Source organism: Mesorhizobium sp. M0618, assembly GCF_040320765.1.
GTDB lineage: Bacteria > Pseudomonadota > Alphaproteobacteria > Rhizobiales > Rhizobiaceae > Mesorhizobium.
This window is the reverse complement of the sequence record NZ_JAMYQH010000001.1, coordinates 402,277-427,041: the sequence shown is the minus strand read 5'-3', so window position 1 is coordinate 427,041 and position 24,765 is coordinate 402,277. Positions and strand designations below refer to the sequence as shown.

Here is a 24,765-nt window from a genome sequence, read left to right as displayed (position 1 = left end):
GGAGCGGCAGGTCTTCGGCCTGGCTTCCTCCGGAGGTGAGGCGTCAGGAAGCTGTATGGTCCAGGAGCCGGATGGTGGGATCGCGACGGTGTTCGGAGTTGACCCGATCGACGCCTTCCACCGTAATCGCGATCGTCCCGTTTTCCACTCTTGCTATCCAGCCCTTCGCTTTCAGATACCAGAGATGAAATTCGAGATGCTCTCGCGGACAGCCTGACAAGCGTTCGAGCTCCACATCTCCGATCCCGGGATTGCTGACGTCGTGCCGGCGCTTCGCGTAAAGCAGCGACAGCAGCCTGGCCTGGATCACGACATCCCGCTCGACGCCCTTGGTGCTGCTGGCTTCCTCGGTCAGCTCGCGGCGAAGGCCGGCATGGTCCTTGTACGCGATGTCGTATTGAGCGCGTTTGACCGGATCCTTGAGCGTGTTGTGGGCTTCCACGATTTCACTGAAGCGGGCTTCATCGCCGGTTTCGCGATTGTCGGGATGATAGCGCATCGCAAAATAGCGAAATATGCGCTCCAGCGTTTCCGAATTGGCGTTCGGGCTAACTTCCAAAACTTCGTAGTAGTCAATGAACATAGCGGGCTCCCCGACCGCAACCATATTCGCATTGTCTAAATAAGGAATGTCCAATGCAGAGACCAAGACTTTGGTCCGGCGTCGATGACATCCACGCTTCTGGAAGAGGAAGAAAATGGCCGGCGCCCGCTCGGTGAGGCCGTTGGGTGGTGAGGACGCCGGCCAAGCGGACAATCAGGTCCGCCGCACCGTGGAGATGATCGATTCGCAGAGGCGGTGTTATGGCGTGATCGCGGAAGGCAATGTGGCGAGGTCGGCTTGTCGGGCGGCGAGTGACCTACGCCGCCTGCGCCATCCGCTCCGAGCTCATGCGGTAGGAGATCGCTTCGGCCAGATGGATTCGGCCGACGGTTTCGCTGGCGTCGAGATCGGCAAGCGTCCGTGCCACCTTCAGCACACGGTGATAGGCCCGCGCCGAAAAGGCGAGCTTTTCGCTGGCGTCCTTGAGCAGCGACAGGCCGGCGGCGTCAGGCATGGCGATTTCCTCGATGATCGACGGTGAGCAATGCGCGTTGGTGGTGGCGCGGGTGGCGCCGAGCCGCTCGAAGCGTTCGCGCTGGATGGTGCGGGCGCGTGCCACACGCAGCGCCACATCGGCACTTTTCTCCGCCCGGTCGGGCCGGATCAAGTCGCTGGCCGACACCGCGGGCACTTCGATCTTGAGATCGATGCGGTCGAGCAGCGGACCCGAAATGCGCGCCTGATAGTCGGTGCGGCAACGCTCGCCGCGCAGGCAGCGATAGCCCGGCTCGCCGGCCATGCCGCAACGGCACGGGTTCATCGCCGCCACCAGCTGGATACGCGCCGGATAGGTGACGCGATGGTTGGCCCGCGCGATCATGCAGTCGCCGGTCTCCAGCGGCTGGCGCAGCGCATCGAGCGTCTGCGGCGTGAACTCGGGAAACTCGTCGAGGAACAGCACGCCGTGGTGGGCAAGCGACACCTCACCCGGCCGTGCGCGGATGCCGCCGCCGACCATCGCCGCCATCGAGGCCGAATGATGCGGGGCGCGGAACGGCCGCCGGTCGGTCAGCTTGCCTTCGCCGAGCTCTCCCGCCACCGAGGCGATCATCGAGACTTCGAGCAATTCCTTCGGCGCCAGCGGCGGCAGGATCGACGGCAGCCGCTGCGCCAGCATCGATTTGCCGGATCCAGGCGGTCCGATCATAAGCAGATTATGACCGCCGGCCGCCGCCACCTCCAGCGCCCGCTTGGCGGTCTCCTGGCCCTTGATGTCGGCGAGGTCAGGCAGATCCAGCGCCGCGGCGTGCATACCGGCCTCGGGGCGCGACAGCACCTGCGTGCCACGAAAATGATTGGCGATGGCAATCAGGCTGCGCGGTGCCAGAATGTCGATATCCTTTCCAGCCCAGGCCGCTTCCGGCCCGCATGCGAACGGGCAGATCAGGCCCTTGCCCTCGGCATTGGCGGCGATCGCCGCCGGCAAGGAGCCGGCGACCGCGGCAATCGTGCCGTCGAGTGACAATTCTCCAAGCACGACATAGCCGGCCAGCATGTCGCCCGGAATGGCGCCCAGCGCGGCCATTAGGCCGAGTGCGATCGGCAGGTCGTAGTGGCTGCCTTCCTTCGGCAGGTCGGCCGGCGCCAGATTGACAGTCACCTTCTTCGACGGCATCGACAGGCCGGAAGCATGCAGTGCGGCCTGCACCCGCTCGCGGCTTTCGGCCACCGCCTTGTCGCCCAGGCCGACGATGTGCATGTTGACCTTGCCGGGCGCGATCATCACCTGCACGTCGACCGGCACGGCCTCGATGCCCTGGAAAGCGACCGTGCGAACCCGCGCCACCATTTTTTGTACCCCCGGACAGTAGTTCGCCCATGCCCTGGCGATCAGGGTGTGAGCGAAGTCAAAGAAGACAACCACAGATTTCGGAGTTAAGCAAGAACATTACGAGAACATATAGCTTCACCACGGTGAGGAATTCTGCCGGCAAGGAGCGCCGTCCATAAGCTAGGCTTTGATCGGAAGCTTGAGCGCCCGCTCCGTCAAAGGCTCGCTGGCATCAAAGATGACATACCCGAGCATAGATGGCTAGAATTTGTCGAACAGGCGCTCCACCTTGCGGGCGAACATTTCCCTCTGGTCATCAGAGATGTTTTCGACGGAATATCTCGTCAGGTAGAGGTGCCTCACGTTGCGGCCGCACATAGTCTTGAGACCGCGCAGCAGCACCTTCCTTCCCGGGTTTTGCATGTACAGTTCAGTATACCACCACGGCGACCCGCATGTGGTAACAACGCCCATCCGCCGGATGTTCAATAGCGCCGGCTTGATCACGCCACCGTCTGCCGGCAACTCGTAAGCCACCCCCGGTCGCCAAACTCGATCAAAATAACCCTTCAAGATTGCGGGCATGCCTGACCACCATGTCGGAAAGCAGAAAACGCATGCCTCCGCCCATCTCAACGCGTCGATGTAAACCTGCAAGTCGCTGGGTGCCTGGGCAGGGTCAAAGTGGCCATGTCTTTCTTCGGCATGCATCACAGGATCGAACTTCATCTGATGGAGATCGAAATCAACGACCTCGTCACCCCTGGCTTTGAGGGTCTGAACGACCCGTTTGTGGAGCGCCGCCTGGTAACTGTCGGCTAGTGGATGCGCGTAGACGACATTGATTTTCATGGCGCGGGCCTTCAGGCTTCGAATTACACGCACATATTAGCCGTCGCGCAACCAAGTGGAAACAGCAAGGTCAGTGGCGGGGAGGGAAGCCCATCGCCGGTGTCGATCCGCAGCGGGCTTATACAATCGCCTGATCAAATGAGGAACATTACAAGAATATGCAGCCGCGCCGGTCGCGGCTGGGTTGTGGCCGGTTGCAGAAACCGGAACATGGTTAAGACAAAATGAAAACGGCTTACCCGCGCTTGCCCTCGACCGCGTCCCAGAACAGGCTGGCGATGTCGGCGCCGCCGAAGCGCTTGACCTCGCGCACGCCGGTCGGCGAGGTCACGTTGATCTCGGTCATGTAGTCGCCGATGACGTCGATGCCGACCAGGATGAAGCCGCGCTCCTTCAGTGATGGACCGATGCGGGCGCAGATCTCGCGTTCGCGCGCCGTCAGTTCGGTCTTTTCGGCGCGGCCGCCGACATGCATGTTGGAGCGGGAATCATGCTCGGCCGGCACCCGGTTGATGGCGCCGACCGGCTCGCCGTCGATCAGGATGATGCGCTTGTCGCCCTTGCGCACGTCCTTGAGATAGCGCTGCACGATATAGGGTTCGCGGAACATCTGGCCGAACATTTCCAGCAGCGAGGCAAGGTTCCGGTCGGCCTCCAGCATGTGGAAGATACCGGCGCCGCCATTGCCGTACAGCGGCTTGATGATGATGTCGCCGAATTCCTTGCGGAAGGCGGCAACTTCGAGTGGATCCTTGGTGATCAGCGTGTCCGGCATCAGGTCGGCAAATTCGGTGACGAAGATCTTTTCGGGGCTGTTGCGCACCCAAGCCGGGTCGTTGACCACGAGCGTCCCGGGATGGATGCGTTCGAGAATGTGCGTGGTGGTGATGTAGTTCATGTCGAAGGGTGGATCCTGGCGCAGCAGCACGACATCCATCTCCGACAGATCGGTGCGCACCTTCTCGCCCAGCGAATAGTGGCTGCCCTTCTCGTCGCGCACCTGCATTTTCTCGATGCGGGCAAACACCTTGCCGTCGCGCAGCGACAGCCGATCCGGCGTGTAGTGGAACAGCTCATGGCCGCGCCGCTGCGCTTCCAGCGACAGCGCGAACGAGGTGTCGCCGGCGATCGACACGGTGGAGATGTGGTCCATCTGGACGGCGATTTTCAGCTTCATTGCGGGTCTCCGGCGGCTCGGATGGACGACTGTCTTGCCTGTACAGGCTCACTGCCCGTCTGCCAATCGCGACATTCCTGGGTTTGGCATCCGACACCCGAATGCGTTGCTTTCATCGACCCTTCGGAAAGGTCGCGCTTGTCTGTGAAATATCGATTTCGCGATACGTTTCCTAAAGGGTTTGCTGCCAGTCTGAAAATAAATTCCGACGTCACAAAACAGGGACACCGATGCAAACTTCGTTTGGCACCGGTCAGGCAAACAGGGAGAGCACGGATCTGGCATTCACCGATCCGTTGACCGGGCTTGGCAACCATCGCCGCTTCTTCGACAAGGTCGATCGCCTGATCGCCGACCGTGCCGAGGATCCCGCGCCCTTTACCGTCGGCATTCTCGACCTCGACGGCTTCAAGCCGATCAACGATCTGTTCGGCCACAAGGCCGGCGACGACATCCTGATCCAGGTCGCGATGCGGCTGCGCGCCTCGATGGACGGCCATTCCACGGTCTGCCGCATCGGTGCCGACGAATTCGCCTTTCTCTATCCCCTGGTGTTCAGCGAGGATGCAGCGGCCGAAAAGTCCCGCATGCTGATCGAGATCCTGTCGGCGCCCTATGATGTCGGCGAACGCACCGCCAGGCTTTCGGCCTCGGTCGGCTGCTCGCTGTTCTATTCGGGCGACGAGACCACGGAAATCCTCATCAACAAGGCCGAGACGGCGCTCTACCATGCCAAGCGTTCCGGCCGTGGCCGCGTCGTCGTCTACACCCGTGAGATGGAAGAAGCGGCCAAGCGCGTCACCCGCATCGAACAGGCGCTGCGCCGTGCTGTCTCGGCCGGCGAGGTGGAGCCGCATTTCCAGCCCATCGTCGACCTCAACACGCGCCGCACCATCGGCTTCGAGACGCTGGCGCGCTGGACAGATCGCGACCTGGGTTCCGTGCCGCCGACCGTCTTCATTCCCATCGCCGAGGAGCGTGGCATCATCGGCCCGTTGTCGCAGCTGGTGCTGCGCAAGGCGACCGAGGCCGCCAGAAGCTGGCCGAAGGATCTGTTCCTGTCCTTCAACCTGTCGCCCTCGCAGCTCGTCGACCAGAACACTGGCCTGCACATACTGGCGATCCTCGATCGCACCGGCTTCGATCCGCGGCGGCTGGAGATCGAGATCACCGAGACTGGCCTGATGAACGACCCGGCCTCGGCTGCGCAGATCGTCGAGGATCTGCGCCGCGTCGGCATCCGCGTCTCGCTCGACGATTTCGGCACCGGCCAGTCATCGCTCGGCCGCTTGCGCGAATTCCATTTCGACAAGCTCAAGATCGACCGCGCCTTCGTCTCCTCCATTCTCGACGACAGGCCGTCGGAACACATCATCCGCGCCATTCTCGCAATGTGCGAGGGGCTTGGCATGGACGTCGTCGCCGAAGGCATCGAGCAGGAAGCGCAGGCCGACCGCCTCGTCCAGTTCGGCTGTGCCGGCGGGCAAGGCTATCTGTTCGGCAAGCCCGTCGATGCCGACGCCACGCTCGGCTATCTCCGTGATTCCTTCCGCGGGGCCCTGCGCGCCAAGGCGATCTGACCGGCGATCTCGAAGCGGTTTGCGATCCTGGTGACTTCACCTCGGGTGTCCAGCGCGGCGTATTGTCGTTTTGTCTGACATAAGCCCTGAAATCCGGCGGTTCGCCCTTGCCCGCGCGCCTTGCGTGGCTAGGATGCGCGCCGATCACGCTGGGAGACAGGAACGATGATGCCATCGGCGCATTTTGCCGACCTCGAAGGAGCCTCGGTGCTGATCACCGGCGGCGGCTCCGGAATAGGTGCTGCACTGACCGAGGGGTTTGTGCGCCAGGGCGCCAATGTCGCCTTCATCGACATCGCCGACGGTCCGAGCACGGCCCTTGCCGATCGCATCGAGAAAGAATTCGGCCGCCGGCCGCTCTATCTCAAGACCGATTTGCGCGACGTCGAGGCTCTGCGTGCGTCCGCCGCGAAGGCGGCCGAGGCGCATGGCGATGTCACCGTGCTGGTCAACAATGCGGCCTGGGATGAACGCCACGCCGTCGAGGATGTGACGGTCGAGTTCTGGGACAACAACCAGGCGATCAATCTGCGGCCGCATTTCTTCACTGCGCAGGCGGTGGCGCCGGGCATGAAGCGGGCCGGCGGCGGCTCGATCATCAACTTCACCTCGACATCCTATCTGATCAACCACCCCGACATGCCGTCCTACACGGCCGCCAAGGCCGGCATCCTGGGTCTGACCAAGGGGCTGGCCGGCAAGCTCGGTGTCGACGGCATCCGCGTCAACGCCATTGCGCCTGGCTGGGTGATCACCGAGCGGCAGAAGGAGCTCTGGGTGACCGAACAGGGGCTTGCCGCCCATGTCGCCAAGCAGTGCATCAAGCAGGTGATGCAGCCGGACGACATCGTCGGCACCGTGCTGTTCCTCGCTTCGGACGCCTCGCGCATGCTGACAGCGCAGATGCTGATCGTCGATGGAGGTTTCCTGTGAGCCCAGCCGGCAACGCACCGGCGGTCGCCGCCGTCGACTGGGGCACGACCCGCATGCGGGTCTGGCTGATCGATGGGCAAGGCAAGGTGCTTGCCGAACGCCGTGGCGACGATGGCCTGATCACGGCGCAGCAGAAGGGCTTTTCGACCATCCTCGAAGGGCATCTGGCGGCGATGGGAGCACCAGCGGCGCTGCCCGTCATCATCTGCGGCATGGCCGGATCCCGCCAGGGCTGGCTGGAAGCGCCCTATGTCACCGTGCCGGCGCCGCTTAGCGCCATTCTTGCTGGTGCCGCCAGCGTGCCCGGCCAGAGCCGCGACATCCGCATCGTTCCGGGTCTTGCCCAGCGGCTGGCCGATGCGCCCGACGTCATGCGCGGCGAGGAAACCCAGCTCGCCGGCGCCGGCCTGCCGGCCAGGGGGCGCCAGCTGGTCTGCATGCCCGGCACCCATTCGAAATGGGTGCTGATAGAGGATGGCGCGGTTGCCGGCTTCGGCACCTGGCCGACCGGCGAGCTGTTTTCCGTGCTTGCCGCGCATTCGATCCTGCGCCATTCGCTCGGCGAACATCCGAAACCCGTTACATCGGACAATCCGTTCTTCCGCCGCTGGTGCGAAACCGCATTGGCTGATGGCGGCGATGTCACCTCGCGGCTGTTTTCCATTCGCGCCGCCGGCCTGCTGCAGGATTTGCAAGCCGACGATGCCGCCGCCTGCCTGTCCGGCCTTCTGATCGGCGGCGAGATCGCCTCCGCCAGCCGCCGGCATGGCGCTGGCACGGAACCCGTGGTGCTGATTGCGTCCGGCGCGCTCGCCGCGCTCTACCGGGCCGCACTTGGTTCTGCCGGGCTTAAGGTCCGGACCGTCGATGCTGATGAGGCGGTGCGTGCCGGTCTCGTCGAGGCGGCGCGTGAGAACGGCATGATCGCCAGAATTGGAGCAGCCCGATGAGCCAGACCGCACCGTTTCCAAAACTCAAGCGCGGGCTGGTCGCCATCCTTCGCGGGCTCAAGCCCACCGAGGCGATGGCCATGGGCCAGGCGCTGTTCGACGCCGGCATCGAGGCGATCGAAGTGCCGCTGAACTCACCGCAACCGTTCTCGTCGATCGCCCGCATCGTCCAAGTGCTGCCGAAAACGGCACTGGTCGGTGCCGGCACGGTGCTGACGCCGGCCGATGTCGATGGCTTGCACCAGGCCGGAGGGCGGCTGCTGGTCAGTCCCAACATCGATGCCGAGGTCATGGCGCGCGCCATGCATTACGGCATGGTGACGATGCCCGGCGTGTTCACGCCGACCGAAGCCTTGCTGGCGATCAAGCTCGGCGCCTCAGCCCTGAAATTTTTCCCGGCGAGCGTGCTGGGTGCCGGCGGCATTTCAGCGATGCGCGCTGTGTTGCCGGCGCAGACGCTGGTCGGTGCCGTCGGCGGCGTCTCCGAAAAAGATTTTGCCGGCTACAAGGCGGCCGGCGTTACCGCCTTTGGACTGGGATCCAGCCTGTTCAAGCCGGGCATGAGCGTCGACGAGGTGGCCGCGCGGGCCGAGGCGGCGGTGACAGCCTGGGATGCGGCGTTCGGAGAAGCAGGATGAGCGAAGCGATCGTTTCGGTTTTTTCCGACCACGTCTGCCAGCTCGGCGAAGGGCCGAGCTACGATCCCGCCACCGATACGCTGTATTGGTTCGACATCGTCAACAGCCAGCTCCTGGAAAAGCGGCTGTCCGGCGGCGCGACCACCGTCCATGAGCTTGGCCAGATGGCGAGCGCCATCGCCGTCATCGACGACAAGCGCCAGCTTATCGCCGCCGAGACCGGCCTTTATGTGCGCGACGTCGCGACCGGCAAACTGACGCTGCACACGCCTGTCGAGGCCGGCAATCCGGTTACGCGCTCCAACGATTCCCGGGTCCACCCCTGCGGCGCCTTGTGGATGGGCACCATGGGCAAGGGCGAGGAAAAGGGTGCGGGTTCGATCTACTGGTTTTTCAGAGGCGAACTGCGCCGGCTGTTTTCGGACATCACCGTCTCCAATTCGATCTGTTTTACCGAGGATGGCGCAATCGCCTACTACACCGACACCTCGACCGGGCTGCTGATGCGCGTCGCCTGCGACCCGGCGACCGGCCTGCCTGCCGGTGAGCCAAAGCTGTTCGTCGATCACCGCTCGGCCAAGGGCTATATTGACGGATCCGTGCTCGACCGCGACGGCATCCTGTGGAACGCCGTCTGGGGCGGCAGCGTCATCGAAGCCTACGGACCCGACGGCAAGCTCGTCCGCACGGTCGCCATGCCGGTGACGCAACCGTCCTGCCCGGCCTTTGTCGGCGCCAAGGCCGACCGGCTGGCGGTCACCTCCGCCTGGTCGGGCAAGGATGAGAAGCAGCGTCTGCTGGATCTGCAGGGCGGCATGACCTTTCTGCTCGACATTCCCGTCAACGGCCGCTTCGAGCCGCGCGTGCTGATCGCCTGAGCGAACTGGATTCTGCGGTTGGACGGTGCGTTGTCACGCAACCGCCCGCGCCATGTCGGTTTCACGAGAGCCTGACGCCTTGACCATGCGATGGTAGGCAATCCTACTGCCGGGGATCGTCATCTCATGCCCAGCCGCAAGCCGAAACTGATCCTCGTCCATGAGCCGGAAAAGGCCTGCCTGGACCGTCTGGTCGCCGACGGTCATGCACCGCAGCGCGCCGGCGAAATCGCGTCCTATCTGGCGCAGTCGACCGACCTCGCCCCCGAATTCGACGTGCTTGGCCGTGCCTGCCAGGCACGCGGCCTGTCGTTCACGCCGGTGGCGCTGGACGAGGCCACCGGCGTGCTCGCCGGCGAGCATCCCAGCACAACGCTGGTCTGGACGCTGACCGACGGCATCGCCTATTTTCGCGGCGGCGCGGCGCCCGCTCTGGCGCGATTGGGCGGTTTCAAGACGATCGGCGCAGATGATGCGCTGTTCGCGCTCTGCCAGGACAAGTTCCGCTCCGGCGCCGTGCTCGGCGCACTCGGCCTGCCGGTGCCGCAGGCCGGGCTTGCGCGCGACGGCCAATGGCTGGTCGAGCCGCCGGCCTCGCCCGCCGGCTGGTTCGTCAAGCCCAACCGGCTCGGCGCCAAGATCGGCATCTGGCCGGATTCGCGCTGTTGCGATCTCGCCCACGCTTTGGAACTCAGCCGGCGCGTCTTTTCGGCCTATCGCGACGATGTCGTCGTCCAGCCCTATGTCGCCGGCCGCAACGTGCGCGCCAGTTTCCTCGGCCTGGTGCCAGGCGCCGGGGTCGAAGCGCTTGGCGTGGCTTTTGTCGATTCAGGCGCCGATTTCCAGACCATGGCGGACAGCCTGGCGCTCTACGGCGACACCGGCGAGGCAGCGAAGGCGGAGGGACATTACGCCGAACCGGAGCTCGTTGCGGTTGCCGACAGCCAGCCGGCCGCCGACGCCACGATACGTGCGATCGCCGGGCAGCTGATGAGCGGGCTCGGCCTGCGCGATGTGTTTTCCATCGATCTCAGGGTCGAGGCCGACGACACCGTCCACCTCATCGAGTTCGAGGTTTGCCCCGGCCTGCCCTGCTTCGATTTTCGCGCCTATTGCCGCCAGCAATGGGGCCTCGATCTGGCCGGCGCCATGGCCGAAACTGCGGCCAGCCGGCTGACCGGTGTCGACCGATAGCTGTGCGCCTTGTGTCGGCGGGCTAACCAGCAGACGCTACCCGCCAGGCATTCGCTCGGCCGCCTGCAAGGACGGATCCATCTTGTCCCAGGCATGGCCGTGGCTCGTGTAGGTCACCATCTGCGGGCTGAACTGTTCCGGATCGTCGAGGCTGGCCGCGTGGACCGCTATGAATTCCGGCATGGCGACGGATATCAAAAAGACCGGCGTTCCGCAGGTTGGACAGAAGGTGTGGATTTTTTCATTGCCGCTGGCGCCCGCCACGCGCCAGGTGCTCACCTCCCCGGTAATTGCCATATCGGTGCGCTGGCCGAAGGTCAGGTAGGATCCGTGGCCGGTGCCTGAGCGCTTCTGGCAATCGCTGCACTGGCAGTGGTTCTGGAAGATCGGCTCGTCATTGGTTTCGTAACGGATCGCGCCGCATGCGCAGCCGCCGGTATAGCGTTTGGTCATCGTTATTCTCCCGCGGCGATCAGGGCTGATTTCGGCTTGGCGAAAATGTCGATGCCGCTGCCGGTTTCGAGGAAGGATTTCATGCTCGACAGCACCGCCGGCCAGCCCTGGCTGACGCCTTTCGCCATGCCGCTGCCGGCTTCGAGTTCGTCATGGCTGACGGTCAGCCGCACCATGGTGTCGTATTCCTCGATGGCGAACGTCACCCGGCTCGTTTTTGACGGATCGTCGGCCTGCGAAGCGTTCGCCCAGGTGATGACGAGGCGGGTCGGCGGCGAAACCTCGACGACATTGCCGACGAGTTCGACGGTCCGTTCGTCATTGGCGCGGATATGCTCCCATTTCGAGCCCGGCGTCCATTCGGAGACGTTCTCGTGACCCCAGTAGCGCTTTGCGACATCGGGCTTGATTATGGCCTCGAACACCTTCTGCGGCGTCGAGCGGATATAGGTCACGTAGACAAAGCTGGTCGTTTCCCTGGTCATTGGTCTTCTCCTTCGAGTTCTTGCTTCAGGTCGTGCAGCAGGCTGAGCCGCTGCCGTTCGAATTTCCGTACCCAGCGCTCGTAGACTTCGTGCAAGGGCACGGGATTGATGAAATGCAGCTTTTCGCGGCCGCGCTTGACCGTGCTCACCAGATTGGCCGCCTCCAGCAGATCGAGGTGCTGGGTGGCGGATTGCCTGGCCATGTCCAGGTTTTCGCAAAGCTGACCGAGCGTCTGCCCGTTCTGCTCGCACAGAAGGTCAAGCAGCCTTCTGCGTGTCGGGTCGCCCAGCGCTTTGAAAACCTTGTCGGCGTCCATCTGCCTCACTCTGTTGTAAGGCATAATATGCAGGTAAATACCTGCATGTCAACCTACAGTTCGCCCCGCATCGCAAGACTGGATGCGGCTATTCGGACTCGGACGTTGATTGCGCGATGGGCCGCCCCGGCCATGTACCTGATGTCGGAGCCCTGCTTAGCGGCGCCAAACTGCGGACGTAAACCTGCAGGATTTCGTCTGAAGTCCTGCTACTAGCGCTGCAGCAGGGATTTGACAGGATGCCTATCGACGGCCGAGATTTCATCGTTCGTTGGTGGACCATCCTAAGCGTTCGAGATTGGCCGAAGCCTCCCAACTTCGTCATCCTAGGGCGAAGCAGGAGCGAAGCTCCGTCGCGGAGACTCTGGGATCCATGCCGCGACCTTGGCCGAAGAATGCAGCGGAGCAGAATTCTACACCGCTGCAACGCTTTGAAGTCGCGGCATGGATCCTCGGGTCTGCGCTGCGTCGCTACGCTCCTTGCTTGCCCGTGGATGACGAAGGCGCTGGGCGTTTGCGGCAATCGCCAAGGTATGCCGTCCGTCACACCCGCGATTCGTCAAAACTGCTCGAGGCGGATTTTAGGCGCCCTCGACCAGAACGATCTCGCCGTCGGCGACCTTCTGACGGATGGCGACGGCGCGCTGGTATTCCGGCGAATGGTAGCAATCATGCGCGGCGGCGAGCGATTCGAACTCTATGATGACATTGCGTGCCCGGCCGGGGCCTTCGGCCTTTTCATGCTCTCCGCCGCGCGCCAGAAACTTCGCGCCGAAGCGCTCGAAGGCAGGCTTGGCGGCGGCGACGTAGTCCTTGTAGCCTTCCGCGTCGCGCACATCGACACGGGCGATCCAGTATCCCTTGGGCATTTTCTTGGTCTCCGAACTTGTTCTTGGAAATCTCAGGCCGAGCGCATCTCGTCGAGGATGGCTTCGGCCGCTTCCCGTTTGTTGGCCGCAGCAATGATAGGCCTGCCGACGACGAGGTGGCTGGCGCCGTTGCGGATCGCCTGGCCCGGCGTCACCACGCGCTTCTGGTCGCCATGATCGCTGCCCGCCGGCCGGATGCCGGGCGTCACCACCGCCATGTCGGGGCCGACGATGCGGCGCACCGCTTCGGCTTCCGCGGCCGAGCAGACGATGCCCCCCATGCCGGCATGCAGCGCCTGTTCCGAGCGCCGCAGCACCAGCGTATGCGGGTCGTACTCATAGCCGACGTCGATCATGTCCTGCTCGTCCATCGAGGTCAGCACGCTGACCGCAAGCAGGCAAAGATCGCTGCCTCTGGCCGCCTCTACGGCGGCCTGCATAGCCTTCGGGTAGGCGTGGATGGTCAGCATGGTCATGCCCATCTTGACGATGTTCTCGACGCCCTTGGCCACCGTGTGGTCGATGTCGAGCAGCTTCATGTCGAGGAAAACCTTGGTGCCGCCGCTGGCCAGTTCCCTGGCGAAATCGAGCCCGCCGGCGAAGGCAAGCTGGTAGCCGATCTTGTAGAAGGAGACGACGCTGTCGAGTTCGCGCACCGCCTGCTCGGCCTCCCTCACGGTCGGGACATCGAGGCCGACTATCAGTCTTTCCTGCATGGATCGTGCCTGTATGGATTGTGCCTGCATCGTCGTTGCGATCACGCCTCGATCCGGGTGGACAGCATGCGCGAGGTTTCGATCAGGGTGCGGCATAGGTGCTCCATCGATTTGTGCAGTCTTTCGTCACGGAAGTTTCCATCCTCGTCGAAGGCGCCGCCGCCGTCGGGCACCGAGCATTCCGGCGTCACCACCTCCATCTGGCAGCGCACCAGCACCGCGCGCAGATGGTTGATGCAGCGGATGCCGGCAAAGTGCCCGCTGGAGGACGAACAGAGGCCGGCGACCTTGCCGGCCAGCGGCCTCACCGGCCGGCCGCCATCCCTGCGCACCCGGCTCACCCAGTCGATCGTGTTCTTGAGCAGCGGCGGAATGGAGCCATTATATTCGGGCGTGGCGATCAGCAGCCCGTCATGGGCGATCACCAGACGGCCAAGTTTCTGGGCGTTTTCAGGAACGCCTTTTTCCTTTTCCAAATCCTCGTCCATGATCGGCAGGGGGTAGTCGGCAAGCGAGATGCGGGTCACCTCGGCGCCCTGCATGGCGAGTTCCTTCTGCGCCACGTCGGCGGTCCTGCCGCTATAGGCGCCGCTGCGAACCGAGCCGGCGAAGACGAGGATTTTCGGGATCACTGCCATTGGCCACCCTTGTTCCCGGACAGGTACAGCCAAGGATCGAGCAAATCAACGCCAACTTCGTCATCCTTGGGCGAAGCAGGAGCGAAGCTCCGTCGTGGAGACCCTGGAATCCATTCCGTGACAGCTATCCAGGAGTGCAGCGGAACAGAATTCTGCGCCGTAGCGGCGCTCGGAAGTCGCGGCATGGATCCTCGGGTCTGCGCTGCGTCGCTGCGCTCCTTGCTCCGCCCGTGGATGACGAAGCGAGGGACGTTCCCGCCATCGCCAAGGTATGCGGTGAGCACTGGCGATCCGCGAACAACCCTGCGCCGAGAAATTAATGCGCTTCGCGGCGGTAGATCCACAGCTGGGTCGGCGGGATGTTGCGGAGGATGAAATCGAAATGCTTGACCGTATAATTGCCACGGCCGGCCGGGATCGGCGACATCGGGCCGTAGGTCAGCTGCACGATCGGCCGTCCGGCCGGGATGCGGTCGAGCAGGCTTTCGATATAGGCAATGCGCTGGGCGACCGGGAAGTTGAGCAGCGGCACGCCGGAAACGACGGAATCGAAGATCATCCCGCTCTTGTCGCCAAGCGTGGCGTTGAGGTTGAAGGCGTCGCCCTCGATGACGTTGACGCCGGGATAGAGTCGCCGCAGGTGACGGACGAAATCCGTGGAATACTCGACCGCGTAGAGGTTCTCGGGCCGCACGCCCTGGGCCAGGATGGCGCGGGTGATGACGCCGGTACCGGGACCGACCTCGAGCACCGGCAGGCCGGATTTAGGATTGACGATCGACGCCATCTTGCGCGCGGTGACCGAACTGGTCGGCACGATCGAACCAACCGCCTTCGGCTTGTCGATCCAGCCCTTGAAGAATTTGAGTTCGTCGTCGAACTTTTCGACAAGCGCCTTCCGCAGTCCAGGGCCACGTGTCATGCAAGCTCTCCTCAGCGCTCCCCGCAAGTTACTTAGCACCTGAGCGGTGCTAGGCAAGGCGCGGCCGGACGCATGTCGTGGATAAGATAATTTTCGTCGCGTCTCAAGGGGTGACGAGATTCAAGGATTTACGCGTTGCAAATCGGCTTAGGCGGGCCAAAGTACATCAACGTTCGCCGAACGACTCGAAGAAATCCTTCATGCGGGCGAAAAAGCCGCTCGATTGTGGCGAATTGTCCTGCGAGGAGAGCTGTTCGAACTCCTCCAGCAGTTCGCGCTGGCGGCGGGTGAGGTTCTGCGGCGTCTCGACCGCGGTCTGGATGTAGAGGTCGCCGATATTGGGCTGGCGCAGCACAGGCATGCCCTTGCCCTTGAGGCGGAACTGGCGCCCGTTCTGCGTGCCTTCGGTCACCTTGACCTTGGTCTGCGTCCCGTCCAGCGTCGTCACCTCGAAGGAGCCGCCAAGGGCGGCTGTGGTCATCGAGATCGGCACCTTGCAATACAGGTCGGCGCCGTCGCGTTGGAAGAACTCGTGCGGTTTGACCGCCAGGAAAATATAGAGATCGCCCGATGGCCCGCCGCGCAGGCCGGCTTCGCCCTCATTGGCAAGACGGATGCGGGTGCCGTCCTCGATGCCGGCCGGGATGTTGACCGACAGCGAACGCTCCTCGGTGACGCGGCCCTGGCCGGCGCATTTCGGGCACGGATCCTTGATCGTCTGGCCGCGCCCCTGGCATTGCGGGCAGGTCCGCTCGATCGAAAAGAACCCTTGCGTGGCGCGCACCTTGCCGTGGCCGTTGCACATCGAGCAGGTGACAGGCTGGGTGCCGGGCTTGGCGCCGCTGCCCGAACATTCAGAGCAGGAGATCGACGCCGGCACCCGGATCTGCGCGGTCTTGCCGGCAAAAGCCTCTTCCAGGGTGATTTCCATGTTATAACGCAGGTCGGCGCCGCGCTCGCGGCCGCCCGACGAGCGGCGCTGGCGCCCGCCCATCATGTCGCCGAAAATATCCTCGAAGATGTCGGCGAAACCGCCGGCGCCGAAACCTTGCGCGCCGCCATTCATGCCGCCCTGTTCGAAGGCCGCGTGACCGAAGCGGTCATAGGCCGCGCGCTTCTGCGGGTCTTTCAGCGTCTCGTAGGCTTCGTTGATTTCCTTGAACTTGTGCTCGCAGGAATGATCGCCGGGGTTGCGGTCGGGATGGAACTGCATCGCGAGCTTGCGAAAAGCGCTCTTGAGCTCCTTCTCGTCGGCGCCTTTTTGGACGCCCAGCGTCTCATAGAAATCAGCTTTCATTTTTTCCCGCTGTCCGGATGCTCAACGTCTTGAAGCATTGTTGCGTCTCTTGCCGGCACTGACGCTTCGATTTAGGTGCGATGGAAGGGCGATGCCAGTGTCGACGCGGCCTTGCCTGCATTTTTTCAGCAAGGCCCGCTGTTTTTCTGCAAGGGGTTGCAAAAAAGCCCGGCCTTCGCCGGGCTTTTCGCTTTATCTTGCCGTCAAACGGTTCAGGCCGACTTCTTCTTGTCGTCGTCCTCGTCGATTTCCTCGAAATCGGCGTCCACAACGTCACTGTCCTTGGCGGCGTCCGCCTTGGCGTCGGCTTCCGCCGCTTCCTTCTGCGAAGCCTCGTACATGGCCTGGCCAAGCTTCATCGAAGCCTCGGCAAGCGCCTGGCTCTTGGCTTCGATGTCGGCCGGGTCGTCGCCTTCGGTCGCGGTCTTAAGCGCCGCGATCGCGTCGGAGATCGCCGTGCGCTCGCCTTCCGAAACCTTGTCGCCATATTCCTTCAGCGACTTCTCCGAGGAATGCAGCAGCGCTTCGGCCTGGTTGCGGGCCTCGACCAGCGCACGCCGCTTCTTGTCGGTCTCGGCATTGGCCTCGGCGTCCTTGACCATCTTCTCGATGTCGGCGTCCGAAAGACCGCCCGATGCCTGGATGCGGATCTGGTGCTCCTTGCCGGTGCCCTTGTCCTTGGCCGAAACGTTGACGATGCCGTTGGCGTCGATATCGAAGGTGACCTCGATCTGCGGCACGCCGCGCGGCGCCGGCGGAATGCCGACCAGGTCGAACTGGCCGAGCGCCTTGTTGTCGGCGGCCATTTCACGCTCACCCTGGAAGACCCGGATGGTCACGGCCGACTGTGAGTCCTCGGCCGTCGAGAACACCTGGCTCTTCTTGGTCGGGATCGTCGTGTTGCGCTCGATCAGGCGGGTGAACACGCCACCCAGCGTCTCGATGCCGAGCGACAGCGGCGTCACGTCGAGCAACAGCACGTCCTTGACGTCGCCCTGCAGCACGCCGGCCTGGATGGCGGCGCCGAGAGCAACGACTTCATCCGGATTGACGCCCTTGTGCGGCTCCTTGCCGAAGAACTGCTTCACGATCTCCTGGATCTTGGGCATGCGGGTCATGCCGCCGACCAGGACGACTTCGTCGATCTCGCCGGCCTTCAGGCCGGCATCCTTGAGCGCCGCCTTGCAAGGGGCAATCGTGCGCTGGACCAGGTCGTCGACCAGCTGCTCGAACTTGGCGCGCGTCAGCTTCAGCGTCAGGTGCTTCGGCCCGGTCGCGTCGGCGGTGATGAAGGGCAGGTTGATCTCGGTCTGGGTGGTCGACGACAGCTCGATCTTGGCCTTTTCAGCCGCCTCCTTGAGGCGCTGCAGGGCAAGCTTGTCGTTCTTCAGGTCGATACCCTGTTCCTTCTTGAACTCGGCCGCCAGGTATTCGACCAGGCGCATGTCGAAATCCTCGCCGCCGAGGAAGGTGTCGCCATTGGTCGACTTGACCTCGAACACGCCGTCGCCGATTTCGAGCACCGAAATATCGAACGTGCCGCCGCCAAGGTCATAGACGGCAATGGTCTTGCCTTCCTTCTTGTCGAGGCCATAGGCAAGCGCTGCCGCGGTCGGCTCGTTGATGATGCGCAGCACTTCGAGGCCGGCGATCTTGCCGGCGTCCTTGGTCGCCTGGCGCTGGGCGTCGTTGAAATAGGCTGGAACGGTGATGACCGCCTTCTCGACCTTTTCGCCGAGATAGGCTTCCGCCGTCTCCTTCATCTTCTGCAGGATCATGGCCGAAATCTGCGAGGGCGACTGCTTCCTGCCGCCGGCCTCGACCCAGGCATCGCCATTGTCGCCCTTGACGATCTTGTAGGGGACAAGCTTCTTGTCCTTCTCCGTCACCGGATCGTCATAGCGGCGGCCGATCAGGCGCTTGACCGCGAAGATGGTGTTTTCAGGATTGGTGACCGCCTGGCGCTTGGCCGGCTGGCCGACCAGACGTTCGTCGTCGCCCGAGATGGCGACGATGGAAGGCGTCGTGCGCGCGCCTTCCGCATTCTCGATTACCTTCGGCTCCTTGCCATCCATGATGGCGATGCAGGAGTTGGTGGTGCCGAGATCGATACCGATTACTTTTGCCATTTTTCTAGTCTCTCCGCTAAGCAGGCTCTCAGGACCCGTACAGGCGTTCCGACGAAAGCCCCTGTTCACAAGAAATCCCGTTCCGGCAAACCGGCATTCCGGCGCCGAACGGCTTGGCGCGTATATAAGAACAGGCGGCATCGCGCGCAAGCATTCTGCGCAAGGCTTCCATGAACCTTTCCACCTCCGCCCGCGACTGATCTCCAGGTGCCGCATGGTGCGGCCCGGAAAGGAAGCCCCCATGACCAATAACCCAGAGGCTCTGCGGTCTCCGGGAACAACAGGAGCTCGGCGCGACCAACGCCTTCGGGACGAGGTCGATGCGCTGGGCTTCCCGCTGATTCCGTTGACCCTGCGTAAGAGCAGGCGTATCGTGATTTTGAGGAAAGCAGACAATTCGATCAGGGAAGAACGAGCCGGACCGCCGCGCCTTGCCCTGATTTGCGCGGCCAGACCCGACGTTCTCCCGTCGACTACGGGGGGTAGTGTCATGTCTCGCATCCGCGGCTCGTTCGTGTCGTCTCTTGATGGCGGCTTGCGCCGCGCTGTGCATCCAGGCGGGTTGCTGGCGCTGGCACTCGGCCTGTGGCTGGGCGCCGCGCAGGCGCAGGAAACCCGGATCATCTATCCCGGTTCGATGGCGGTGACCGGATTTTCCGGCACCATCATTCCCAATTTCGACCCTCCTGATTCCGAAAAAGGGGGCCTGCCGCCCGGCGTCGATCCGGTCGACGAAACCTTCATCGACACCACGCGCGCCACCTTGCGCGTGTTCGACGTCTCGCATCTGGGCGGCCCGGCCTCCGGGCAACTGGTCAACACCCCGCCGCCCCTCGAGGTGACGGCGGAGCAGATCGGCCAGGTGTTCGGCGTCACCTATGATGACGGCGTGCGCGACGGCGTTCCATCGGGCATTCCCAATCTCTATGCCGGCGCCACCTCGCTGCACGGCATCCGCATCGTCACCCTGGACGCCGACGATGACGGCCGCCCCGAGCGGCAGCGCCGCGGCGCGGCCGGCGCCACCTTCATGGACGGCCAGTTCGGCACCGAAAACGGTGGCGGGCCGGGCACCATCTGGAAGATCGACGGCATCACCGGCCAGGTCTCCAAATTCGCCGACATCGACACCAACAGCGGTCCCGGCATCGGCAATCTCACTTTCGACGCCACTCACCGCCAGTTCTTCGCCTCCGACCTCGATACCGGCCTGGTCCATCGCATCGACGCCACCGGCGCGCTGATCGACAGTTTCGACCACGGCGTTGCCGGGCGCCCGGCGCATGAGCTCGCTCCAGTCGCCGACGATGGTTCGGTGATGGACATACAGGGCGCGGCCTTCGACAGCGAAGACCCCGACAGCTGGGGCTACACGCAGGACGAGCGCCGCGTCTGGGGCGTCTCCTACCATGGCGGCCGGCTTTATTATTCGGTCGGTGAAAAGTCTGAAATCTGGTCGGTGGGCATTGCCCGCGACGGCAGCTTTGCCGGCGACCCGCGTTGGGAACTGACGGTCAAGGCCGACAAGGACTACGCCGTCACCGACATCGCTTTCGACAACACCGGCTTCATGTACCTGGCCCAGCGCGGCCCGGTCGAGAACCGCTACGATTACAGCCAGTTCGCCGATTCCGGCAAGAGCGAGGTCATCCGCTACTTCAGAGAGAACCCGGACGATCCGGAAACGGAATCGGTCTGGGTCGAAGTGCCGCAGGAATATGCGGTCGGCTTCCCGCAGGGCAACCGGCAGTCGGCCGGCGGTCTCGACCTGCAGTATGGCTATGATTCCGACGGCAATCTCGACACCTCGGTCTGCACGCAGACGCTGGTCAACACCGGCGACAAATTTCGCGACAATCCGGCTCTTGCCGAACAGCTCGCCGCCGGCGGGCCGCTCGCCGTTCATGGCGTGCAGATCACGCCGAAAGAGCTGGTCAAGCCGGCCAATGTGCCGCCCTTCGGCTCCTGGTTCGTCGACTTCGACAGCTATTTCGAAGACCCGGAGGTCGAGGGCCATGTCGGCGACGTCGCCGTCTGGCATCCTTGTGAAGGCCGCGCCGGCTATTATGAAGAAATCCCGGGCGGCTACCTGCCCCCCTTCTACCCGCCGGACTTCCCACCGCCCGGCAATCTGCCTCCGTGCATCGATGTCGAGGATATCAGGTATTACTGCACGCCTCGCGGCCTCCAGGCCGATCTCTATCTCCATGACCATGCCGGCTTCGGCGGCGATTCGATCAAGGCCCAACCTTCGAATGAGACAAAGTCCAGGACGCCAGGCGTCGGGGTGACGTCATCCCAGTCGCATGCGCCCGGCCAGCCTTACACGATCGACATTACTGGCCACTATCCGGGCGACAGAGTGGATGTTGGACTTTGCTTCTACAGGAAGTCCGACAAGGACAAGGGTGGCTACTACCCTTGCTGCAAGATGATCTTGCCGCTCCGAACCCCAGCCGTCAGCTGCGAACGTTGAGGAGGGGAAGATGAAAAATCTCGCACTCTCCCCATTCGCAACCAACACTCAAGAAACCATCGTGGAGACGATCATGAAACCCCTGTCATACGCCAGGCGCGGCGCGCGCTGGCTGATGGCGGCCGGTATCGCGGTCGCCATGCTAACCCCGGTGCAAGGCTTTGCGGAAGGCGCTGCCCCGATCACCCCGGAGCTGAAGCTCGATCTCGACAGTTCGCGCGTCATCACTCCGAGGCCCGACCGGGTCGTACCCTTCTTCACCAAGAAAGGCACTCAACGAGGCTGCGACTACGTCGTCTATTCGCTGAGCTTCGGCCTGCGCGGCGATCCGCAGGGCCTTGCCGACCCGAGCCTTGAGGCCAGGCTGAAGAAGGTCCGGGTCGACTTCAAGGACCAGCTTCCGCACGGCCTTGAGATCGTCAACGTCAATGTGTCCGGCGACGGCACGGATTCATCCGGCGGACCACTGCCGGGCGCGACGATCAGCACCTCGGCGGGTCCCAACGATACCGCTGTTGTTTCAGACTTCCGCATCTCCACTTCCGATCTCGACGACGCCGGCGCTCCCAACGAGCGCGTCATCAACTTCAAGATCACGGCCAAGATCGATCATGCGGCATTTCCCGCGCCGACGATCGTCGACAACCAGGGGATGATCAAGGTGACCGCCGGACCGGGCACCGGGACCATCATCCCGTCGCAGGATCCGAGCAAGCCCGACGACGGCGACTTCAAGACCGGCGTGAAGACCTCGATCAAGATCGACGTCACCAAGTGCAACCCGCCGCCGCCACCTCCCGGCAAGGAATGCTTCAAGGTGGAGCGCGGCACCGTCGACTGCGTGCTCGGCGGCGGTGCCTTCATCTACCACATGCCGGTCGGCCCGGAGATGGGCGGCAAATGGGTGCAGGTTTCGACGACCACGCCCGGCATCACCATCATCCCCGACACGCAACTGGTGCCGGCGGGCGGCGGTGTGCTCAACTGGAAGATCGTCGGCGCATCGCCCGGCGACGTCATCCACCTCATCGTCACCGGCATCGAAACCTATGCCGGTCCGAAGGAAGGCTGGGGCCTGTGCTGCACGCAGACCATCGACATCGTCATCCCGCGTGACCAGAGGTGCCCGCCCAAAGACAAGGAGCCCGACCTCAAGGTCGAGAAACGCGCCGACGTGACGCGTTGCACGATGGGCGGCGGCTGCGACTTCACCATCAGGGTCACCAATGTCGGCACCGGTGCCTACCACGGCAAGATCGTGCTCGACGAGGTGACGCTGCCGGCCGGCTCGACGCTCGATTCAGGGCCCAATCCGCCCTGGGTCTGCGTACCCGGCACCACCCCTATGATTTGCACCCATCCGGTGACCACGCTCAATCCGGGGGCCTCCGTCGACCTCAAGCTCGGCTTCAAGCCGGCCGGAGGCTGGCAAGGCAGCGTCTTGCGCAACTGCGCCACCTATAATTACGGCGCCAGCGACAAGCCACTGTTCGGCAGCCAGTCGAACGACCGCGGCTGTGCCTCGATCCCGGTCTGCCGACGTGGCGACCGTGACCGCGACTGCCGGCCGCCGGTCGAAAAGAAGGTCGACCTGATCCTGAAGAAGCGTGCCCGTATCCCGGTCTGCACGGCCGACGGCATCTGCTACTTCGTGATCGACATCATCAACAACGGCAGCGCCACCTACAATGGACCGCTGACGGTCATCGACAATTATCCCGGCGGCGCGCCAGCCTCCTCGACCTTCGGCCCGAGCCCGCCATGGACCTGCGCACCAACCGGCCCCGGGCTGTTCCGCTGCGACAATGCGGGCATCTCGCTGCCTCCGGGCGGCTCGACGCCGATCGTCGTCAAGGCGGTCATGCCGGCCGGCTACCAGTCGGACACTGTCGAGAATTGCGCGACGGTGAAGCCCATCCCCGGTGAAAACGATCTCACCAACAACAAGGCCTGCGCAAAGGAACGCTTCCGTCATCCCAATGGCGGCAAGCCGACCTTGCGCATCACCAAGGTGTGCAACGGCTCGCTCGCCGGCGCTGCGGTCATCTCTTGCCGCATCACCGTCATCAGCCTTGGCACCGCTGCCCCCACCGGCCCGGTGCGGGTCAACGATGCCGCCACGCTGGTTGCCGGCGGCGCGCCTGTCCAGATCCAAACCGTCACCCCTGACGGTGCGGAATGGGCGTGTGGACCGGTTCCGGCCAACGCGCTGTCGTGCCAGATTCCCGGTGCCGTCATGGTACCTGGAACCAGCCGCCACTTCGACGTGACGGTCTCGGCCAATGGCGCGTTCGAAAACTGCGCGCGCGGCTCCTATGGGCCGGCACCGGGCGACGACGTCGTCTATCCCTTTGGCCAGGCCTGCGCCAAGGGCGGCGGTTCTTCGACCATCCGTGTCGAAAAGACCGGCGACCGTGAATGCAGGCTCGGCCAACCCTGTTCGTTCGAGATCACCATCACCAATGACGGAACGACCCCCTTCTCCGGGCCGGTCCGCATTGGCGATGCGATCGGCGTGGAGGGTCTCGGCAGGCTGGAAGGCGTTGAGATCACGTCGATCGATCCGCCCTTTGGCTGTTCGCCGGAACCGGCAATCTTGCCACTATCCTGCATTGCCAATTTGTCGCTCGGCGCCGGCGAAAGCCGGGTGCACCATGTCACCGTGGTCATTCCCGACGACGGTCGCCTGGCCAATCTGCAGGGCAATGTCAGCGGCCAGAACTGCGTCGGCGTGCTCTCTCCCGACACACGGGTGCAAGGCGGTGGCGACGTGCTTTCCGACGACCAGGCCAACATCGAGGGCGATCGCGGCAAGGCCTATGCCTGCCATCCCTTCACCATTGGCCAGGAGACGAAGAAGGAATGCTCGCAAGGCTTCGTCATGAACGATGCCGGCCGCTGCGTTTGCCCGGAAGGCACCACCTACCGCAACGGCCAGTGCTCGCCGGGCGGTGGTATCGTGCCGAAGCCGGAACAGCCGAAGCGCTGTGTGCTGCTCGAAGGCCAGATCCGCACCGAGGACGGCCGTTGCGTCTGCCCACGCGGAACCGGGCTCGAGAACGGCAGATGTGTCAGGACCGACAAGCCCGAGCAGTGCACCATCCGTGGCCAGGTCCACAATGCGGATGGCGATTGTGTCTGCCCCAGGGGAACCGAGATCAGGGGCAATGCCTGCCGCCCGATCCAGCCAAAGCCTGAGCAGTGCACGATCCGTGGTCAGGTTCACGACGCGGATGGAGACTGCGTCTGCCCGAGAGGGACCGAGGTGCGCAACGGCGCCTGTCGTCCGATCCGGCCAAAGCCTGACCAGTGCACCATCCGTGGTCAGGTCCACGACACCAACGGCAATTGTGTCTGCCCGAGGGGTACCGAGGTGCGGGGCAATGCCTGCCGGCGCAAGCAGCCGACGCAAGAGCAATGCGACATACGCGGCCAGGTCCACAACAAGCGTGGCGAGTGTGTCTGTCCGCGTGGGACGCAGGTGATCAACGGCGCATGCCGCAAGCCCAGACAGGAGGTGGAATGCGCACCGGGCTCGCAGATGATCAATGGCCAATGCCAGCCGATCATCAGGCGGCGCTGCCCGGAAGGCACGATCGGGCGCTATCCGAACTGCCGGCCCGTCCGCGGACAACCGTCGCTGGAGCTCAACCCCGGCCTGCTGCAGCAGGTATTGCCACGGCGCAGGCCGCAGGTCGAACAGCAACAGGATCCGGTTCCAGACAGAATCCTGAAACTCCAGCAGCAATAACCACTGCTCGACACGAAACCAGAAACCCGCCGGAGCAATTCGGCGGGTTTTTCTTCGTAGCTGTGGGGGCAAGCGGGAATTGGCCGCACGTGATCGGGGATGCTGGCACGTCAGCCTGCGCGGTGCCCGCGCCTG

21 protein-coding genes are annotated in these 24,765 nt (G+C 63.6%); 8 read left to right on the top strand and 13 right to left on the bottom strand.

The features are described from left to right. Nucleotides 1-43 precede the first annotated feature (43 nt). From NKJ04_RS02065 to gshB, 4 genes are all read right to left on the bottom strand, one after another. Nucleotides 44-583 (bottom strand): DnaJ domain-containing protein, encoded by a 540-nt coding sequence (locus NKJ04_RS02065; RefSeq protein ID WP_127296986.1) that lies wholly within the window; start codon nt 581-583, stop codon nt 44-46. Nucleotides 584-860: 277 nt separating this feature from the next. Then, nucleotides 861-2,393, bottom strand: a complete 1,533-nt coding sequence (locus tag NKJ04_RS02060) for a YifB family Mg chelatase-like AAA ATPase (protein WP_352673161.1) — start codon at nt 2,391-2,393, stop codon at nt 861-863. Nucleotides 2,394-2,636: 243 nt separating this feature from the next. Further along, entirely contained in the window at nt 2,637-3,227 is a 591-nt protein-coding gene (locus tag NKJ04_RS02055) for an NAD(P)H-dependent oxidoreductase (RefSeq protein WP_128305158.1), read from the bottom strand. Nucleotides 3,228-3,462: 235 nt separating this feature from the next. After that, the gene (gene gshB / locus NKJ04_RS02050; protein WP_352673158.1) at nt 3,463-4,404 is read right to left on the bottom strand and encodes a glutathione synthase; all 942 of its coding nucleotides are present in this window, start codon (nt 4,402-4,404) and stop codon (nt 3,463-3,465) included. Nucleotides 4,405-4,634: 230 nt separating this feature from the next. On the opposite strand from gshB, the gene NKJ04_RS02045 reads away from it, so the two are divergent. The 6 genes from NKJ04_RS02045 to NKJ04_RS02020 all read left to right on the top strand — a co-directional run bounded on the left by NKJ04_RS02045 (nt 4,635) and on the right by NKJ04_RS02020 (nt 10,577). Next, nucleotides 4,635-5,984 carry a putative bifunctional diguanylate cyclase/phosphodiesterase gene (locus NKJ04_RS02045; protein WP_128305156.1) on the top strand — a complete coding sequence of 450 codons (1,350 nt, stop codon included), beginning with the start codon at nt 4,635-4,637 and terminating at the stop codon, nt 5,982-5,984. A 165-nt stretch (nt 5,985-6,149) separates the two neighbouring features. Continuing rightward, nucleotides 6,150-6,917: an SDR family NAD(P)-dependent oxidoreductase gene (locus NKJ04_RS02040; protein WP_063169668.1), complete on the top strand. Its 768-nt coding sequence runs from the start codon at nt 6,150-6,152 to the stop codon at nt 6,915-6,917. After that, entirely contained in the window at nt 6,914-7,867 is a 954-nt protein-coding gene (locus tag NKJ04_RS02035; RefSeq protein WP_352673154.1) for a 2-dehydro-3-deoxygalactonokinase, read from the top strand. The genes NKJ04_RS02040 and NKJ04_RS02035 overlap by 4 nt, the downstream gene beginning before the upstream one ends. Continuing rightward, nucleotides 7,864-8,505, top strand: a complete 642-nt coding sequence (locus NKJ04_RS02030) for a 2-dehydro-3-deoxy-6-phosphogalactonate aldolase (RefSeq protein ID WP_128305153.1) — start codon at nt 7,864-7,866, stop codon at nt 8,503-8,505. The genes NKJ04_RS02035 and NKJ04_RS02030 overlap by 4 nt, the downstream gene beginning before the upstream one ends. Further along, nucleotides 8,502-9,383: an SMP-30/gluconolactonase/LRE family protein gene (locus NKJ04_RS02025; RefSeq protein WP_352673151.1), complete on the top strand. Its 882-nt coding sequence runs from the start codon at nt 8,502-8,504 to the stop codon at nt 9,381-9,383. Before NKJ04_RS02030 ends, NKJ04_RS02025 begins: the two co-directional genes overlap by 4 nt. A gap of 126 nt (nt 9,384-9,509) precedes the next feature. Next, the gene (locus tag NKJ04_RS02020) at nt 9,510-10,577 is read left to right on the top strand and encodes a D-alanine--D-alanine ligase family protein (RefSeq protein ID WP_352673149.1); all 1,068 of its coding nucleotides are present in this window, start codon (nt 9,510-9,512) and stop codon (nt 10,575-10,577) included. A 36-nt stretch (nt 10,578-10,613) separates the two neighbouring features. Here the strand turns inward: NKJ04_RS02020 and NKJ04_RS02015 are convergent, their stop codons facing one another. From NKJ04_RS02015 to dnaK, 9 genes are all read right to left on the bottom strand, one after another. Further along, nucleotides 10,614-11,030 (bottom strand): GFA family protein, encoded by a 417-nt coding sequence (locus tag NKJ04_RS02015; RefSeq protein WP_128305150.1) that lies wholly within the window; start codon nt 11,028-11,030, stop codon nt 10,614-10,616. 2 nt (nt 11,031-11,032) lie between these two features. Further along, nucleotides 11,033-11,515 carry an SRPBCC family protein gene (locus tag NKJ04_RS02010; protein WP_128305149.1) on the bottom strand — a complete coding sequence of 161 codons (483 nt, stop codon included), beginning with the start codon at nt 11,513-11,515 and terminating at the stop codon, nt 11,033-11,035. Continuing rightward, on the bottom strand, nt 11,512-11,832 hold the full coding sequence (locus NKJ04_RS02005) for an ArsR/SmtB family transcription factor (RefSeq protein ID WP_056592605.1): 321 nt from the start codon (nt 11,830-11,832) through the stop codon (nt 11,512-11,514). The genes NKJ04_RS02010 and NKJ04_RS02005 overlap by 4 nt, the downstream gene beginning before the upstream one ends. A 581-nt stretch (nt 11,833-12,413) precedes the next feature. Further along, a complete protein-coding gene (locus tag NKJ04_RS02000; RefSeq protein WP_023762651.1) occupies nt 12,414-12,701 on the bottom strand; it encodes a DUF1330 domain-containing protein in 288 nt (95 codons plus the stop codon). Nucleotides 12,702-12,733: 32 nt separating this feature from the next. Further along, the gene (gene pyrF, locus NKJ04_RS01995) at nt 12,734-13,447 is read right to left on the bottom strand and encodes an orotidine-5'-phosphate decarboxylase (protein ID WP_352442646.1); all 714 of its coding nucleotides are present in this window, start codon (nt 13,445-13,447) and stop codon (nt 12,734-12,736) included. A gap of 11 nt (nt 13,448-13,458) precedes the next feature. Beyond that, nucleotides 13,459-14,055, bottom strand: a complete 597-nt coding sequence (locus tag NKJ04_RS01990; RefSeq protein ID WP_023814188.1) for an NADPH-dependent FMN reductase — start codon at nt 14,053-14,055, stop codon at nt 13,459-13,461. 316 nt (nt 14,056-14,371) lie between these two features. Further along, nucleotides 14,372-14,977, bottom strand: coding sequence for a phospholipid N-methyltransferase PmtA (pmtA, locus tag NKJ04_RS01985; RefSeq protein ID WP_128305147.1), 606 nt, complete (start codon nt 14,975-14,977; stop codon nt 14,372-14,374). Nucleotides 14,978-15,143: 166 nt separating this feature from the next. Next, on the bottom strand, nt 15,144-16,274 hold the full coding sequence (gene dnaJ, locus NKJ04_RS01980) for a molecular chaperone DnaJ (RefSeq protein WP_023810873.1): 1,131 nt from the start codon (nt 16,272-16,274) through the stop codon (nt 15,144-15,146). 212 nt (nt 16,275-16,486) lie between these two features. Next, nucleotides 16,487-18,403 (bottom strand): molecular chaperone DnaK, encoded by a 1,917-nt coding sequence (gene dnaK, locus NKJ04_RS01975; RefSeq protein ID WP_023810872.1) that lies wholly within the window; start codon nt 18,401-18,403, stop codon nt 16,487-16,489. Nucleotides 18,404-18,893: 490 nt separating this feature from the next. On the opposite strand from dnaK, the gene NKJ04_RS01970 reads away from it, so the two are divergent. Together NKJ04_RS01970 and NKJ04_RS01965 are read left to right on the top strand one after the other, a co-directional pair. Continuing rightward, on the top strand, nt 18,894-20,879 hold the full coding sequence (locus NKJ04_RS01970) for a hypothetical protein (RefSeq protein ID WP_502897882.1): 1,986 nt from the start codon (nt 18,894-18,896) through the stop codon (nt 20,877-20,879). A gap of 10 nt (nt 20,880-20,889) precedes the next feature. Then, the gene (locus NKJ04_RS01965; RefSeq protein ID WP_352673140.1) at nt 20,890-24,630 is read left to right on the top strand and encodes a DUF7929 domain-containing protein; all 3,741 of its coding nucleotides are present in this window, start codon (nt 20,890-20,892) and stop codon (nt 24,628-24,630) included. Nucleotides 24,631-24,765 lie beyond the last annotated feature (135 nt).

Bases quoted from the DNA above. Each gene is read 5' to 3' on its own strand.
- NKJ04_RS02015 (WP_128305150.1), bottom strand. From the start codon at position 11,030: ATGACCAAACGCTATACCGGCGGCTGCGCATGCGGCGCGATCCGTTAC.
- NKJ04_RS02000 (WP_023762651.1), bottom strand. From the start codon at position 12,701: ATGCCCAAGGGATACTGGATCGCCCGTGTCGATGTGCGCGACGCGGAA.
- NKJ04_RS02020 (WP_352673149.1), top strand. From the start codon at position 9,510: ATGCCCAGCCGCAAGCCGAAACTGATCCTCGTCCATGAGCCGGAAAAG.
- NKJ04_RS02025 (WP_352673151.1), top strand. From the start codon at position 8,502: ATGAGCGAAGCGATCGTTTCGGTTTTTTCCGACCACGTCTGCCAGCTC.
- NKJ04_RS02030 (WP_128305153.1), top strand. From the start codon at position 7,864: ATGAGCCAGACCGCACCGTTTCCAAAACTCAAGCGCGGGCTGGTCGCC.
- NKJ04_RS02005 (WP_056592605.1), bottom strand. From the start codon at position 11,832: ATGGACGCCGACAAGGTTTTCAAAGCGCTGGGCGACCCGACACGCAGA.
- NKJ04_RS02040 (WP_063169668.1), top strand. From the start codon at position 6,150: ATGATGCCATCGGCGCATTTTGCCGACCTCGAAGGAGCCTCGGTGCTG.
- NKJ04_RS02010 (WP_128305149.1), bottom strand. From the start codon at position 11,515: ATGACCAGGGAAACGACCAGCTTTGTCTACGTGACCTATATCCGCTCG.
- dnaJ (WP_023810873.1), bottom strand. From the start codon at position 16,274: ATGAAAGCTGATTTCTATGAGACGCTGGGCGTCCAAAAAGGCGCCGAC.
- pyrF (WP_352442646.1), bottom strand. From the start codon at position 13,447: ATGCAGGCACAATCCATACAGGCACGATCCATGCAGGAAAGACTGATA.
- NKJ04_RS01970 (WP_502897882.1), top strand. From the start codon at position 18,894: ATGTCTCGCATCCGCGGCTCGTTCGTGTCGTCTCTTGATGGCGGCTTG.
- NKJ04_RS02045 (WP_128305156.1), top strand. From the start codon at position 4,635: ATGCAAACTTCGTTTGGCACCGGTCAGGCAAACAGGGAGAGCACGGAT.
- gshB (WP_352673158.1), bottom strand. From the start codon at position 4,404: ATGAAGCTGAAAATCGCCGTCCAGATGGACCACATCTCCACCGTGTCG.
- NKJ04_RS02065 (WP_127296986.1), bottom strand. From the start codon at position 583: ATGTTCATTGACTACTACGAAGTTTTGGAAGTTAGCCCGAACGCCAAT.
- NKJ04_RS01965 (WP_352673140.1), top strand. From the start codon at position 20,890: ATGAAAAATCTCGCACTCTCCCCATTCGCAACCAACACTCAAGAAACC.
- dnaK (WP_023810872.1), bottom strand. From the start codon at position 18,403: ATGGCAAAAGTAATCGGTATCGATCTCGGCACCACCAACTCCTGCATC.
- pmtA (WP_128305147.1), bottom strand. From the start codon at position 14,977: ATGACACGTGGCCCTGGACTGCGGAAGGCGCTTGTCGAAAAGTTCGAC.
- NKJ04_RS01990 (WP_023814188.1), bottom strand. From the start codon at position 14,055: ATGGCAGTGATCCCGAAAATCCTCGTCTTCGCCGGCTCGGTTCGCAGC.
- NKJ04_RS02060 (WP_352673161.1), bottom strand. From the start codon at position 2,393: ATGGTGGCGCGGGTTCGCACGGTCGCTTTCCAGGGCATCGAGGCCGTG.
- NKJ04_RS02055 (WP_128305158.1), bottom strand. From the start codon at position 3,227: ATGAAAATCAATGTCGTCTACGCGCATCCACTAGCCGACAGTTACCAG.